This window comes from Microbacterium aurantiacum (assembly GCF_031625015.1).
GTDB classification, from domain to species: domain Bacteria; phylum Actinomycetota; class Actinomycetes; order Actinomycetales; family Microbacteriaceae; genus Microbacterium; species Microbacterium aurantiacum.
The window spans coordinates 86,417-101,135 of sequence record NZ_JAHWXH010000003.1; the positions used below are offsets into that span (position 1 = coordinate 86,417).

The window sequence follows — 14,719 nt, forward strand, 5'->3', positions numbered from 1 at the left end:
GTCGGCGATGTGGTCAGCGTGCGACCGACACGGTCACCGTGAACTTCGCGTTGCGCGCGACCTGGCGCGTGGGGCCGACCGCGCGCTCGAGCGCGCCTCGGTAGTTCAGCGGCGAGTTCCACACCGTCCACAGCTCGCCGCCGGGGCGGAGGACGCGTCCCGCCTCGCGGAAGAAGCGCGGCGCGAGGGTCGACGTCACGGCTGCATCGCTGTGGAACGGGGGATTGAGGGCGATCATCTCGGCGCTCCCGTCCGGCTGGGCCGAGAGCAGATCGTCCCGCACCACGTGGACGCGGGCGCTCACGCCGTTCGCCTCCGCCGTCGCGCGGGCGGACGCCACCGCCACCGCGGACTGATCCGTGGCGATCACCGAGAGCTCCGGATGCCGACGCGCGAGCTCGGCGGCGACGACACCGGTGCCGCAGGCGAAATCGATGACGACGCCGTGGTTCGGCATCTGCTCGGGAAGGTGCGCGAGCAGCAGCCGCGTCCCGATGTCGATCGTCGCGCCCGCGAACGCCCCGCCGAATGCGCAGACCACGAGCCCGTCGATCTCCGCGCGCGCCGGCACGGGATCAGCGCCCTCGCGTGGCGCGGACGCCCGCAGCACGCGCGACTTCTGCCGCGCCAGAGACGCTTCCACGACGCCGAACCGCCGTCCGAGCACCTCGTTCATCGATCTCGACATGTGCTTCAGGCGTCCGCCGGCGAATACCCGCACGCCGGGCGCGGCATAGTGCGCGATGAGTCCGGCCTGATCGGCGAGCGCATCCAACGACCGGGGGAGGCGCAGCAGGACGACCTCGGCGTCGCGCACGAGTTCCGGTGACAGCGGCATGCGCGTGAACGTCCCGACCAGTCCGACACCCTCCGCGTTCCGCTCCAGCGCCCGTTCGCCGCTCAACGCGTCTTGATGCACACGGATGCCGCGGGCCCCGGCGTCCGCCGCACCCAGCGTCAACGCGCCATGGGTGTCGCCGATCACGACGATCCGCTCCGGGTGCGCGCCCGCCCGCGCATCGGCGGACTCGTCGAGGATCAGCCGATCCGCGGCATCCACCGCCACCAGACCCGGGCCCTCGACGTCGGGTGAGCGACGCAGTGCGTCGAAGGAGAAGGTCACCGCTCCACGGTAATGCGCGGAACGGTGGGCGCACGCGGCGGACGTAGGCTGGACCGGCACCCGAGTGAAGGAGACCCGTGTTCCGCGCGCCCCTGAACCTGTTCCGCGTCCTCGCCGTCGCCGAAGCGATCTCATGGACGCTGCTGATCGCCGGTCTGATCCTCCGGGCGACAGCCGACCTCGCGATCGCGGTGACGATCGGCGGCGGCATCCATGGCTTCGTCTTCCTCTCCTACGGGGCCACCGCGATCCTCGTCGCGAAGAACCAGCGGTGGGGCGCAGGACCGACGGTCGTCGCCGTCGCGAGCGCCGTCATCCCCTACGCGACGATCCCCACCGAGATCTGGCTGCACCGCAGCGGCCGCCTGAACGGCCCCTGGCGCCTCGAGCGCACCGACGACCCGCGCGACGGCGCGTGGCACGACGGGCTGATGCGGTGGTTCCTCGCGCGCCCGTGGGTGCTCGCCCTGCTCATCGCCGTCGCCGTCGTCGGCCTCTACGTCGCCCTGCTCATCATCGGTCCGCCCGGTGGCCGGGACTGACGCCGCCCGTCGGGACCCTGCGACGAAGAGAAACACGGCGACACGGAATTTCCGAGCGTCGCGCGGCATTTGATTACCTGTGATGGTGAGTGACACGACGACCGAGGCGGCCCACGCGCAGTGGATCCGCGACCGCCGACAGACGGTGACCGGGCCCACCGGCGCGCTCTCGCTGGTGCTCACCCACTGGTCCCCCGCGGGCGAGCCGCCGGTCGAGGAGCGCATCGCGCGCGCCGGACACCCCGTCGACGCCGTCTTCACGCGTTTGCGCCGCACCGACCTCGACACCGGCGCCCCGCAGGAGGGCTACCGCATCTGGCGTCAGGACTCTCCCGCCCAGGAGGCGTTCGAGGAGATCATCACCGCTCCCTACGACCCCGCGTGGGTGCTCGAGGGGCGCTTCGAACTCGTCGATGAGGACCGCGTCGTCCCCTTCGAACACATCAAGGATGCCGGGGCCACGCGCACTCTCCCCGTCTCCGGCGACCTGATCTTCACCGTCGACGGCACCGAGTACCGGCTCGCCGCGTTCGACACCACCCACGACGGTCACGCGACCCTGCAGCTCGTCTTCGGCGACACCACCAACGGCACCGAGTCCTACGGTGCCGGACGCTTCCTGTTCCTGGATCACCCCGGCGCGGCGACGCCGCTCCGCCCCGGCGACAGCATCCCGATCACCGTCGATTTCAACCGCACCACGGTCCCGCCGTGCGGATTCTCCAACCAGATGAACTGTCCGCTCCCGCCGCTGCAGAACCGCCTTCCGTTCGCGGTCCGCGCCGGAGAGCTGCGCGTGCGCTACGCCGTCGGCTTCACCCTCTGACCCTCCCTCCCGACTTCCCCCCAACCCCCCCACCCCCCACAGAAGGACCCTGACGTGACCGCACGCCATCGTCGTACCCGCCTGCTCGCTTCCGCCGCCAGCCTCGCCGTCGGTGCCCTCGTCCTCGCCGGCTGCGCGGGTGGCGGGGCCGCTCCTTCCTCCGCCCCCGGTGAGGCCGACCCGCAGGCCGAGGTCATCGTCGGCTCGCAGAACGAGCCCACCAACCTCGACCAGATCTTCGGCGGCAGCTCCGGCGTCACCGAGGTCTTCACCGGCAACGTCTACGAGGGCCTGTTCAAGATCACCGACGACGCCGCCGTCGAGCCGCTCCTGGCGACCGAGACCGAGGTGTCCGAAGACGGGCTCGTCTACACCTTCACCCTGCAGCCGGACGCGACCTTCCACTCCGGCGACCCGGTGGACGCCGAGGCGGTGAAGTACAGCCTCGAGCGTTTCGTGAGCGAGGAGTCGATCGCCGCGCGCAAGCGGCAGCTGAGCGTGATCGACAGCGTCGAGGTGATCGACGACCGCACGGTCGCCGTCACCCTCAGCCAGCCTTCGATCAGCTTCACGTACAACCTCGGCTACGTCTGGATCGTCAACCCCGCGGCCGGAGACCTCACCTCCGCCGCCGACGGCAGCGGCCCCTACGCACTCGCCGACTACCGCAAGGGCGACTCGATCGCCCTCGAGGTGAACGAGGACTACTGGGGCGAGGCACCCGCGAACGGCGGCGTCGTCTACCAGTACTACGCCGACCCCACCGCGCTGAACAACGCGCTTCTGACGAACGCGGTCGACCTCGTCACGAGCCAGTCGAACCCCGACAGCCTGGCCGAGTTCGAAGCCGCGGGCTTCGAGATCATCGAGGGCACCTCCACGACCAAGGAGCTCCTCGCCTTCAACGACCGGATCGCGCCGTTCGACGACATCCAGGTCCGGAAGGCGATCTACTCGGCGATCAACCGCGAGCAGCTCCTCGACGCGATCTGGGACGGCCGCGGTCAGCTCATCGGATCGATGGTGCCGCCGTCGGAGCCGTGGTACCTCGACCTCGCCGACAACAACCCGTACGACCCGGCGCTGAGCGAGGAGCTGCTCGCGGATGCCGGCTACGCCGACGGGTTCTCCTTCACGCTGGACACCCCCGACTCGGGTGTGCACTCCACGGTGGCGGAGTTCGTCAAGACGGAGCTGGCGAAGGTCGGCATCACGGTCGACATCAACATCATCACCGACGACGAGTGGTACCAGAAGGTGTACACCGACACCGACTTCGAGGCGACCCTCCAGGGGCACGTCAACGACCGCGACATCAACTTCTACGGAAACCCCGACTTCTACTGGGGCTACGACAACGCCGACGTGCAGACGTGGCTCGCCGACTCGGAGGCCGCGTCCACGGTCGAGGAGCAGACGGAGCTGGTGAAGCTGGCGAACCAGCAGATCTCCGACGACGCGGCGAGCATCTGGCTGTACCTCAACCCGCAGCTGCGCGTGGCCGCCCCCGGTGTGAGCGGAGTGCCCGAGAACGGCCTGAACTCGCTGTTCTACGTCTACGACATCGAGAAGGCGGCGTCATAGGCGCGTATCTGATCCGACGGACAGGATTGTTGCTGCTGGCCTTCGCGCTGGCCGCGACGATCCTGTTCGTCGTGCTGCGCGTGCTCGGAAACCCCGTGTTCGCGCTGATCTCCGTCGGCGCCACCGAAGCCGACATCGCCGCCGCCGCCGCGCGCCTGGGCGTGGACCGACCGCTGTACGTCCAGTTCGGCGACTACCTCGCCCAGCTGGCGACGCTCGATCTCGGGCAGTCCTTCACCAACCGTCTCGACGTCGGCGACGAGATCGCGCGTCGCCTGAACGTGACCCTGCCGCTGACGCTCATCTCCTTCGCCCTCGCGGTCGTGATCGCCGTGCCGGTGGGGTTCTTCGCCGCCTGGAAGTCGCGCACCTGGTACGGCGCGACCTTCTCGGCGCTGTCGCAGCTGGGCGGTGCGATCCCGGCGTTCTGGGTCGGCATCCTCCTCGTCTCCGTGCTCTCGCTCGGATGGCGCGTCTTCCCCGCCGGCGGCTTCCCCCGCACCGATTGGGAGGATCCGGGGGCCGCACTGTACTCGCTCACCCTGCCGGTGCTGGCGATCGCGATCGTCGCCGGCAGCGACCTGGCCCGGTACGTCCGAAGCGCCACGCTCGACATCCTCGGGCAGCAGTACATGCGCGCGGCCCGCGCGAGCGGCCAGAGCTTCGCCACGGCGCTGTGGCGCCACGGCGTGCGCAACGCCGTGGTCCCGGTGATCTCGATCCTCGCCATCATGCTCTCGACGACCTTCGTCGGGGCGGTCGTCATCGAGCGGGTCTTCGCCCTTCCCGGCCTCGGCGACATGCTGCTCGTGGCGATCCGCGAGCAGGACTTCCCGAGCATCCAGGGGATCCTCCTCTTCTCCACCGCGCTCGTGCTGCTGTTCGGCTTCGCCGCCGACATCCTCCAGCGCCTCATCGATCCGCGACTGCGCGACACCCTCTCCGGCAACCGACGCGCGAGGGCCGCCGCATGACCGCGACCGACCTTCCGGCGACCCCCGTCGCGCCCGCCGCGCGCCGCTCGTCGCGACGTCGCTCGGTGAATCTCCTCGTGGGCGCGATCCTGTTCGGCACGATCCTGGTGATCGCGCTCGTCTCGCTCGTGTGGACGCCGTTCCCGCTGGAGGACACCACCGGCGGACGCCTGTCCCCGCCCTCCCTGCAGAACTGGGCGGGCACCGACCGGCTCGGGCGCGATCTCTTCTCGCAGCTCATGGTGGGGGCGCGCCTGGCGATGCTCGTCGGCTTCGGGTCGGTCCTCATCGCCGCGCTCCTCGGCATCACACTGGGCCTGGTCGCCGCGACCGCGGGCCGGTGGGTGGACGACGCCCTGTCCAGCGTCCTCGACATCGCGATCGCCTTCCCGACCCTGCTGCTGGCGATGCTGATCGTCGCGTGGCGAGGCGCCTCGCTCGAATCCGCCACCCTCGCGATCGGTCTGGCGGGGTCGGCCGTCATCGCCCGACTCACCCGGGTGACGGCCACGCGCGTCCTCGCGCAGGACTTCATCACCGCGTCGCGCACCTCCGGGACCGGCAGCATCCGAATTCTGTTCCTCCACGTCCTGCCGAACGTCTGGCCGACCCTCGTCGTCCCGCTCGCCCTCCAGTTCGGCGGCGCGGTCGTCGCGGAGGCGTCGCTGTCCTACCTCGGGCTCGGCTCTCCGCCGCCGAACGCGTCCTGGGGTCGGATGCTGCAGGAGGCGCAGAGCACCGTGCTCGTCGCTCCCACCGCGGCCATCCTCCCCGGCATCCTCCTGGTGGCCACGATCATCGGTATGAACCTGCTCGCCGACGGTCTGCGGGACATCGCCGATCCCACGACGCGGAGCATCCGATGAGGGCGCTGCTGCAGGTCCGCGACCTCGGGATCGCGCTCACCGAGCCGGAGCTGCGCGACCTCGTGACGGACGTGTCGTTCGATGTGGCCCCCGGAGAGCGCCTCGGCATCATCGGAGAATCGGGGTCCGGGAAGTCGCTGACGGCGCTGGCGATCCTCGGCCTCCTCGCGCACCCCCTTGCGGCGCGGGGCGAGATCGTCCTGGACACCCCCGACGGACCGGTGGATGCCGTGACCGCGCGTTCCCGGCGGATGGACGCCGTCCGAGGCAGCGTCGTCAGCGCGGTGTTCCAGGAGCCGCTCGCCGCCCTCGACCCCCTCATGCGGGTCGGGGCGCAGATCGCGTGGCCGCTCCGCCGTCACCGGGGGCTCCGCGGAGACCGGCTGCGCAGAGCGGTCCTCGATGCCCTCGCCGACGTCGCCCTCCTGAACCCGGAGCAGATCGCGCGGTCGTACGTCCACGAGATCTCCGGCGGTCAGCGCCAGCGCGTCGCGATCGCGATCGCCCTCGCCGGCGACCCCGCCCTCCTCATCGCCGATGAGCCGACGACGGCGCTCGACGTGACGGTGCAGGCCGGAGTGCTCGACCTGCTGCAGCGGGAGGTCACCGAGCGGGGGATGTCGCTCGTCTTCATCAGTCACGACCTCCCGGTCGTGTCCGAGATCTCCGACCGCGTGCTCGTCCTCCGGCACGGTCGGCAGATCGAGCTCGCGCCCACGCGGCAGCTGCTGACGACGCCGGCCGCAGAGTACACCCGGAGCCTCGTGGCGGCCTCCAGGAACCTCGACGCGTTCCTCCCCGGGGAGACCGGACGTCACCGATCCCGAGGAGACGAAGCGTGAGCGCACTCCTGCACGCCCGAGACGTGTCGTTCTCGTACCGCAAGGGGGCGCCCGTCCTCGACGGCGTCGACGTCGCGCTCGCCCCGGGGGAGACCGTCGGACTCGTCGGGGAATCCGGCGCCGGCAAGACCACGCTGCTGCGCCTCCTCCTCGGACTCGACGCGCCGAGCGAGGGCGAGGTGCTGTTCGAGGGTCAGCCGCTCGTGAGGCGGGACCGTGCCACGATGCGACGCTTCCGACGTGCCGTCCAGCCGGTCTACCAGGACCCGTTCTCGTCCCTCGACCCGCGGATGACCGTCGGCGCCTCCCTCGCCGAACCGCTGCGCTCGCTCGGCATCCCGGGTGACGCCCAGACCCGGGCGGCCCGGATCGCCGAGCTGCTGACGGCGGTGGATCTGCCCGCCGATGCCGCGACGCGGCATCCGGAGGCGTTCTCGGGTGGGCAGCGGCAACGCATCGCCATCGCCCGGGCGCTGGCTCCCGAGCCGCGTCTGCTCCTGGCCGACGAGCCGGTCAGTGCGCTCGACACCTCGGTGCGGATGCGGGTCATCGAGCTGCTGCGCGGCCTCGTCGCCGAGCGGGGGATCGGACTCCTGCTCGTCTCGCACGACCTCACCATCATCGCGGCGCTGTGTCAGCGGATGATCGTGCTCGAGGGCGGCCGCATCGTCGAGGCGGGGGAGACGGCATCCGTGCTCACCGCCCCGCAGCACCCGTACACACGGCGGCTGCTCTCGGCCGTGCCGCGACTGCCCGCCTGAGCGGCGCGGATCCGGCTGATCCGGCTGATCCGAACGGGCCGTGGCGTCCCCGGCCGATGCGACAATGCGGGGATGCTGTTCCACGAGGTCCGCGAGAGCGTCGACGAAGCGACGGCCACGGCGTCGCGCACCGCCAAGATCGACGCCGTCGCGCGCCTCCTCGCGCGCGCGGATCCCGAGGAGCTCCCGGTCGTCGTCGGATTCCTCCTCGCACGGCCGCGCCAGGGGCGCATCGGCATCGGGTGGCGGACCCTGTCGGACATCTCCGCCGAGGCCGCCTCGGAACCGACCCTGACGATCGCCGAGGTCGACGCAGCGCTCGACGCCCTCGCCCGGGCGGGCGGTGACGGGGTGGGCGTCCGGAGGGCGGAGATCCTCGCGGCGCTCGCAGCGCGGACCACCGCCGAGGAGTGGGACCTCCTGCGGCGTATCGTCCTGGGCGAGCTCCGCTCCGGTGCGCTGGAGGGCGTCGTCCTCGATGCGATCGCGCGCGCGAGCGGGCATCCGAGTGCCGTGGTCCGCCGCGCCGCGATGCTGAGCGGCGACCTGGGGGAGACCGCGCGACTGGCGATGACCGGAACGGCCGACGACCTCGGCGCGGTCGGCCTCGTCATCGGACGCGGTGTCCTGCCGATGCTCGCCGCGACCGCCTCGTCGGTCACCGACGCCCTCGGGGCGTTCGACGGGCCGGCGGCGGTGGAGTACAAGCTCGACGGTGCGCGCGTGCAGGTGCACCGCGACGGGGACGACGTCCGCGTCTTCACCCGCTCGCTCGCCGACATCACCGCCCGGGTGCCCGAGATCGTGGCGGCGGCCCGAGCGCTCCCCGCAGAGCGCGTGATCCTCGACGGTGAGACCCTCGCGCTCGACGAGGACGGCGGTCCCCGGCCGTTCCAGGACACGATGGCGCGCTTCGGTTCGGCGGCCGACGCGCAGACCCTGCTGCGGCCCTGGTTCTTCGATCTGCTGCACCTCGACGGGGCGGATCTCCTGGACGCACCCCTGGCCGAGCGGCGCGCGGCGCTCGCGGCGCTCGTCGGTGAGCAGATCATCCCGGCCCTCCACACCGCGGATGCCGACGCGGGGGAGCGGTTCGCCCGCGAAGCCCTGGCCGCCGGCCACGAGGGGGTCATGGTCAAGTCGCTCGACGCGCCCTATGCCGCGGGCCGTCGGGGGAAGTCGTGGCTGAAGATCAAGCCCGTCCTCACCTTCGACCTCGTCGTCCTCGCGGCGGAATGGGGGTCGGGGCGGCGGACCGGGCTGCTGTCGAACCTGCACCTGGCCGCTCGAGATCCGGACGGGGAGTACGGGGAGCCGGGCGGGTTCGTGATGGTGGGGAAGACCTTCAAGGGCCTCACCGACGCGACCCTCCGCTGGCAGAGTGCGCATTTCCCGACGATCGAGACGCGGCGGACGGCGGGCGCGGTGCACGTTCGGCCGGAGACGGTCGTGGAGATCGCGATCGACGGGGTCCAGCGCTCGACGCGGTACCCCGGCGGAGTCGCGCTCCGTTTCGCGCGGGTGAAGGGGTACCGTCCCGACAAGGACGCCCGCGAGGCGGACACGATAGGCGCTCTCCGCGCCCTCCTCCGCCCCTGAACAGAGCGAGCCCCGGCGTCGTTGCGACGCCGGGGCTCGATTCCAGGGCCGGGGCTAGAGCCTCATCGCGCCGCCTGAGCGCAGGCGCGACAGGGCGTCGACAGTGGCGGCGAGGATCAGCACGCCGCCGGTGACGAGGAGATTCACACCGGCGGGGAGGCCGAGCAGACCCAGACCGTTGGTGATCACCGCGATCACGAGGGCGCCGATCGCGGCGTGGACGAGGCGTCCACGACCACCGAAGAGGCTCACCCCGCCCACGACGGCGGCGGCGACACCGGAGAGGACGATGTCGCGCCCCACCGCGGCATCCACCGATCCGACGCGGGTGACGCTGAACAGCGCCGACACGACGGCGAGGCTCGAGCAGATCACGAACGCCCACCACTTCACCCACCGCACCTTGACGCCGGAGCGGCGTGCGGCCTCGGCGTTGCCGCCGACGGCGTAGATGTAGCGGCCGAACTTGGTGCGGTCCAGGACGAACGTGCCCGCCCAGAGGATCACCAGCACGACCGGCACGATGTTGGGGACGCCCTGCACCGCGACGGTGCCCTGTCCACGGTCGACGTTGAGGACGTAGACCACCACCCCGCCGATGACGGCGATCGCGGCGAGCTTGATCCACACCAGCGAGAGGGCGCGGTTCGGCACCCCGGCGCGGGTGCGACGGGCGCGGTCCCAGAAGGCGGTTCCGGCGGAGACGGCGATCATGATCGCGAGCATCAGCCATCCGCCCCACACGGGAAGGTTGCCGTTCTGGAGGGCGATGAGCTCGGGCACCTCGACGCGGTACAGACCGCCCGGCCCGATGATGACCAGGGCGAGCCCCTGGAGTCCCAGGAACAACCCGAGGGTCACCACGAACGACGGTATGCCCACCCTCGCGACGAAGAACCCGATGAACGCGCCGGCGAGGAGACCGAATCCGAATCCGACGAGCAGCGCGAGCGGCCAGGGAAGGCCGAACTGGGCGTTGAGCACGACGAAGAGCGCCATCGCCACGCCGCCCGTCACCCCCGCGGACAGGTCGATCTCGCCGAGGAGGAGGACGAACACCAGAGCCATTCCCAGCATGACCAGGGTCGCCGCCTGGTTCAGCAGGTTGGCGAAGTTGCGTTCGGTGAGGAAGAAGGGGCTCAGCGTGGTGAAGAGGATGCCGAGGACGACGAGGCCGCCGACGGCGGGAAGTGCGCCCATGTCTCCGCCGCGGACGCGCTGCCACCAGGCGCGGATCTGGTCGCCGAGTCCGCCCTCGACGCCGCTGCCGATGAGGTCACCCGCGATCGGGTCGACGGAGGCATCCGTGCGGGCGGTGCTGCTGCTCATCACGAGTCTCCTTCGGTGCGGATGGTCGCGGTGTCCTGCACGACGAATCCGGTGGGTGTCTTGGTGCCGGTGATGTACCCGACGACATCGTCGCGGGTGGTCTCGGCGGTGGGGATCTGGGCGACCATCTGCCCGAGGTACAGCACGGCGATGTCGTCGGCCACGGCGAAGACGTCGGCGAGGTTGTGGCTGATGAGGACGACCGCCACCCCCTGGTCCGACAGACGCCGCACGAGGTTCAGCACCTGCTCGGTCTGGGCGACGCCGAGCGCCGCGGTGGGCTCGTCGAGGATCACCACGCGAGCCTTCTTCAGCACCGCGCGGGCGATGGCGACCGTCTGACGCTGGCCGCCGGAGAGGCTGGACACCTTCTGGCGCACCGATTTGACGGTGCGGACTGAGAGGGAGCGCAGCGTGTCGGAGGCGTCCTTCTCCATTCGCCCTTCGTCGAAGGTGCCGAGGGTCGTCTCTTCGCGCCCGAGGAACATGTTCTGGACGATGTCGAGGTTGTCGCACAGCGCCAGGTCCTGGTAGACGACCTCGATGCCGAGGCCCGACGCGTCGCGGGGGGCGTGCAGGTCGCGGTGCACGCCGTCGATGAGGACCTCGCCCTCGTCGTAGGGCTGAACACCCGCGAGTCCCTTGATGAGGGTGGACTTGCCGGCCCCGTTGTCGCCGACGAGCGCGGTCACACGACCCGGCCGGACACTCAGGTCGACGCCCTTGAGGACGCTGACGGGGCCGAAGGACTTCTTCACGCCGACCAGTTTGATGATCGGCTCGATGGTGGTTGTGGTGTCTGTCATGATCGCTTCCTTGCCAGCAGGATGTCGGGCATCCCGCATGCGGGTAGGGAAGGGGCGCCGCGCCCCGGAGGACGCGGCGCCCCGTGCTGCGGGGTTACGGCGTGACGCCGAACTCCTCGCACGCGGCCATGACCTCGGGGGTGCAGACGTCGTCGTAGGCGGCGTCGCCGGCGGCGATGACGTCCTTGACCTCGTCGGGTCCGACCAGGACCGGGGTCACCTGGATGTACGGCGTCCCGTCCTCGAGCTCGGCATCCGTGGAGACCGACTCGCCGTTGAGGAGCGCGATGGCGACCTCGACGGCCGCGGCGGCCTCATCGGCGACCGGCTTGTAGACCGTTGCGGTCTGCCAGCCGAGGAGGATGTTCTGAAGCCCCGCGATGTTGGCGTCCTGTCCGGAGACGGCCACGCCCTCGAGGTTGTTCGTCTGCAGGACCTGGATGACGCCGGCGGCGTTGGTGTCGTTGGCCGCCCAGACGCCGTCGACCTGTCCGCCGAGCGAGGTCAGCGCCTGCTCGAAGTTGGTCTGCGAGACCGCCTGGTCCCAGGCTCCCGGGGGCTCGGCGGCCGGGGTGATGCCCGCCTCGGAGAGCACCTCGTCGGCGCCGTCGTGGAACATCGCCGCGTTGCCGTCGGTGGGGTCGCCGCCGATGTAGACCACGGTCGCCTCGGCCGGGTCGACGCCCGCGGCCTCGAGACCGTTGAGCACCGTCTGGCCCTGAAGGCGTCCGACCTCCATGTTGTCGAAGGACACGTAGTAGTCCGCGCCGGCGAAGGGGCGGTCGTAGGCGATGACCGGGATCCCCTGCGCGGTCGCCTTCTCGGCGACGGCCTCGGCCGCGCCCTGGTAGTCGACGAGCAGCATGACTCCGCACCCCTGCGTGAGCTGCTGGTCGGCGATCGTGGAGTACTGGTTGACGTCGCCCTGGGCGTTCTGGATGTCGACGTCGAAACCGGCGCCCTCCAGGCCCTCCTGGAGGTACTTGCGGTCGAAGTTCTCCCAGCGGGGCGAGGACGCCGCGTCCGGGAGGATGACGCACGCGCGCCCGGCGTCACCGGCGGCGTCGCCGCCTTCGGTCGCGCCGCCGCCGTCGGTGCTGCCACCGGCACAGCCGGTGAGTGCGACAGCCACGGCGCCGGAGAAGGCCGCGAGCGTCAGGAGTGAAGACTTCTTCATCTTTCGCCTTTCGTCATTGAAGGTGCGAGGCCCGAGCCCGAGCCACATCGCTTGCACCGATCTTGACGAGTGAACGCATTGGCGTCAAGACTTGAAGATAACGCCTCGATAACGCGACGGACGACTTCGCCCCCTGAACGCAAGAGGCGATGCGGGCGCGGAGTCAGGCGCGTCCGGTGGCGGCGCGGGTGCGCCGGGAGATCGAATCGACGATGACGGCGAGGACGAGCACGGCGCCGGTGATCATGAACTGAACGGATGAATCCAGGTTCAGCAGCGTCAGCCCGGACGCGATGGAGCCGATCACGAGGATGCCGAGGAGCGCGGAGAACGCGCTGCCGCGCCCGCCGAACAGGCTCGCACCGCCGATCACGGCGGCGGCGATGGCGGTCAGGTTCGTGTCTCCGGCGCCCGAGCTCTGATTCGCGGCCGCGAGGCGGGCGGCGGCGAGGAGTCCGCCGACGGCGGCGAGGGTCGAGCACATCGCGAACACGGACAGGTAGATCCGATCGACACGGATGCCGGCACGTCGCGCGCCCTCCACCGAGCCGCCGACCGCGTAGACCGCCCGGCCCCACCGGGTGCGGGTGAGGGCGATGTGCATCCCCACGACGAGGACGAGGAAGAACACGAACATGACCCCGACGCCGCGCGACAGGTTGAGGTACCACGCCGAGACGGCCAGCACGACGGCGAGCACCGTGGTGCGCGCGGCGATCTCCATCGGACGCTGGTGGACGAGATCGGCGCCGGCGCGTCGACGTGCCCGCCGGACGAGGCTCGCCGCGTAGAGGGCGACGGCGGCGGCGACGGCGACGTAGGAGGCCCATGCGGGAAGGAACATCTGCTGCGCGAACTGCACGATCCAGGAGTCGAACGGAAGGTTGATCGATCCCGACGGGCCGAGGACCCACAGCTGCACGCCGAGGAAGGCAAGGAGCCCCGCGAGGGTCACCACGAAGCTCGGAAGACCGAAGGTCGTGACGAGGAACCCGTAGAGCAGGCCGATGATCACCCCGACCCCCGCGGCAGCGAGGAGCGCCACGACCAGCGGCCACTGGAGCTGGACGAACCCGACGGCCAGCACCGCGGCGGCGAGCCCCGACACCGATCCCACCGACAGGTCGATCTCGCCGATCAGGAGCACCAGCACGATCCCGAGGGCGATCGTGCCGATCGCGGCGCTCTGCATCGTGAGGTTCACGAGGTTCGTGCTGGAGAGGAAGACCGGGTTCAGCGTCTGGAAGACGATCCAGATCACGATGAGGCCGGCGATGACGGGAGCCGCACCCAGGTCACCGCCGCGGATCCGCGCGACGAACAGGTCCAGACTCTGACGGATGCCGCCGCCCGGCGGCAGGGCGCCGACCGCCGTGCGGTCGTCGGCGGCCGTCATTCGCCGCCTCCGTGCCCGGGGCGCGGGTGTGATCCGCGCGGGCGGAGGGGGATGACCGGAACGGGTGGGTCGGCCGGTTCGACCGGCTCGGGCGGCGCCGGTCGGGCACGCGCACCGAAGTCGCCCGCTCCCGTGATCGCGGCGATCAGCGTCTCGCTCGTGACGTCGGCGACGTTGTACTCGCCGTTGTTGCGTCCGAGGCGGAGGACGACCACGCGGTCGGCGACCGCGAGCACATCGGCCATGTTGTGGCTGATCAGGATCACCCCGTGACCGCGTTCGCGGAGCCGCTCGATGAGGTTGAGGACCTCGGCGGTCTGGGCCACCCCGAGGGCGGCCGTCGGCTCGTCGAGGATCACCACGCGAGGCTCTCCCACGAGGGAGCGGGCGATCGCGACGGTCTGCCGCTGACCACCCGAGAGCGAGGCCACGGGCACGCGGACCGAGGGGATCTTCGCCGACAGCTCGCGCAGGAGGCTCCACGTGCGCTGCTCCATGTCGACCTCGTCCAGTAGCACGCCGTCGCGGCGCTCGCGACCCAGCCACAGGTTCGCCACGACGTCGAGGTTGTCGCACAGCGCGAGGTCCTGGAAGACGGTGGCGATCCCGAGGTCCTGTGCGTCGGCGGGGCTGGCGATCTGCACGCTCCGGCCGTCGAACACGATCTCACCGGCATCCGGGGGGTGGACCCCCGCGAGAACCTTCACCAGCGTCGACTTGCCCGCGCCGTTGTCGCCGACGAGCGCGACGACCTCGCCCTCGTTGACCCAGAAATCCACGTCCGAGAGCGCCTTCACGGCGCCGAACCGCTTGCGGATGCCCGTCATCGTCAGGACCCGCTCCCGGGTGCGCCGAGGTCGGGGATGCGTCGTCGCCATGTCCGCTGCCACCTGG

The 14,719-nt window shown here is 70.8% G+C and carries 14 protein-coding genes; 8 read left to right on the top strand and 6 right to left on the bottom strand.

The features are described 5' to 3' along the window. Positions 1-13: 13 nt before the first annotated feature. Positions 14-1,123 carry a class I SAM-dependent methyltransferase gene (locus KZC50_RS13210; RefSeq protein WP_310891989.1) on the bottom strand — a complete coding sequence of 370 codons (1,110 nt, stop codon included), beginning with the start codon at positions 1,121-1,123 and terminating at the stop codon, positions 14-16. A 77-nt stretch (positions 1,124-1,200) separates the two neighbouring features. Between KZC50_RS13210 and KZC50_RS13215 the strand changes: the two genes are divergently transcribed. The 8 genes from KZC50_RS13215 (at position 1,201) to KZC50_RS13250 (ending at position 9,117) form a co-directional block, all read left to right on the top strand. Further along, positions 1,201-1,665 carry a DUF3817 domain-containing protein gene (locus tag KZC50_RS13215; RefSeq protein WP_301135088.1) on the top strand — a complete coding sequence of 155 codons (465 nt, stop codon included), beginning with the start codon at positions 1,201-1,203 and terminating at the stop codon, positions 1,663-1,665. 82 nt (positions 1,666-1,747) lie between these two features. Next, entirely contained in the window at positions 1,748-2,491 is a 744-nt protein-coding gene (locus KZC50_RS13220; protein ID WP_375294607.1) for a DUF1684 domain-containing protein, read from the top strand. Positions 2,492-2,545: 54 nt separating this feature from the next. Further along, positions 2,546-4,075, top strand: coding sequence for an ABC transporter substrate-binding protein (locus tag KZC50_RS13225; RefSeq protein WP_310891991.1), 1,530 nt, complete (start codon positions 2,546-2,548; stop codon positions 4,073-4,075). A 29-nt stretch (positions 4,076-4,104) separates the two neighbouring features. Continuing rightward, positions 4,105-5,049: an ABC transporter permease gene (locus KZC50_RS13230; RefSeq protein ID WP_231718044.1), complete on the top strand. Its 945-nt coding sequence runs from the start codon at positions 4,105-4,107 to the stop codon at positions 5,047-5,049. Next, positions 5,046-5,915 carry an ABC transporter permease gene (locus KZC50_RS13235; RefSeq protein WP_310891992.1) on the top strand — a complete coding sequence of 290 codons (870 nt, stop codon included), beginning with the start codon at positions 5,046-5,048 and terminating at the stop codon, positions 5,913-5,915. The genes KZC50_RS13230 and KZC50_RS13235 overlap by 4 nt, the downstream gene beginning before the upstream one ends. Continuing rightward, on the top strand, positions 5,912-6,757 hold the full coding sequence (locus tag KZC50_RS13240; protein WP_310891993.1) for an ABC transporter ATP-binding protein: 846 nt from the start codon (positions 5,912-5,914) through the stop codon (positions 6,755-6,757). The genes KZC50_RS13235 and KZC50_RS13240 overlap by 4 nt, the downstream gene beginning before the upstream one ends. Next, on the top strand, positions 6,754-7,518 hold the full coding sequence (locus KZC50_RS13245; protein ID WP_301135079.1) for an ATP-binding cassette domain-containing protein: 765 nt from the start codon (positions 6,754-6,756) through the stop codon (positions 7,516-7,518). Before KZC50_RS13240 ends, KZC50_RS13245 begins: the two co-directional genes overlap by 4 nt. Before the next feature lie 72 nt (positions 7,519-7,590). Next, positions 7,591-9,117, top strand: a complete 1,527-nt coding sequence (locus KZC50_RS13250; RefSeq protein WP_310891994.1) for an ATP-dependent DNA ligase — start codon at positions 7,591-7,593, stop codon at positions 9,115-9,117. 54 nt (positions 9,118-9,171) lie between these two features. Here the strand turns inward: KZC50_RS13250 and KZC50_RS13255 are convergent, their stop codons facing one another. The 5 genes from KZC50_RS13255 to KZC50_RS13275 form a co-directional block, all read right to left on the bottom strand. Further along, the gene (locus KZC50_RS13255; RefSeq protein ID WP_301135074.1) at positions 9,172-10,446 is read right to left on the bottom strand and encodes a sugar ABC transporter permease; all 1,275 of its coding nucleotides are present in this window, start codon (positions 10,444-10,446) and stop codon (positions 9,172-9,174) included. Beyond that, entirely contained in the window at positions 10,446-11,252 is an 807-nt protein-coding gene (locus KZC50_RS13260) for an ATP-binding cassette domain-containing protein (protein ID WP_301135073.1), read from the bottom strand. The genes KZC50_RS13255 and KZC50_RS13260 overlap by 1 nt, the downstream gene beginning before the upstream one ends. A 94-nt stretch (positions 11,253-11,346) precedes the next feature. Then, positions 11,347-12,429, bottom strand: a complete 1,083-nt coding sequence (locus KZC50_RS13265; protein ID WP_310891995.1) for a sugar ABC transporter substrate-binding protein — start codon at positions 12,427-12,429, stop codon at positions 11,347-11,349. Positions 12,430-12,592: 163 nt separating this feature from the next. Continuing rightward, positions 12,593-13,825 carry a sugar ABC transporter permease gene (locus KZC50_RS13270; RefSeq protein ID WP_310891996.1) on the bottom strand — a complete coding sequence of 411 codons (1,233 nt, stop codon included), beginning with the start codon at positions 13,823-13,825 and terminating at the stop codon, positions 12,593-12,595. Beyond that, the gene (locus KZC50_RS13275; RefSeq protein ID WP_053548803.1) at positions 13,822-14,703 is read right to left on the bottom strand and encodes an ATP-binding cassette domain-containing protein; all 882 of its coding nucleotides are present in this window, start codon (positions 14,701-14,703) and stop codon (positions 13,822-13,824) included. Before KZC50_RS13275 ends, KZC50_RS13270 begins: the two co-directional genes overlap by 4 nt. Positions 14,704-14,719 lie beyond the last annotated feature (16 nt).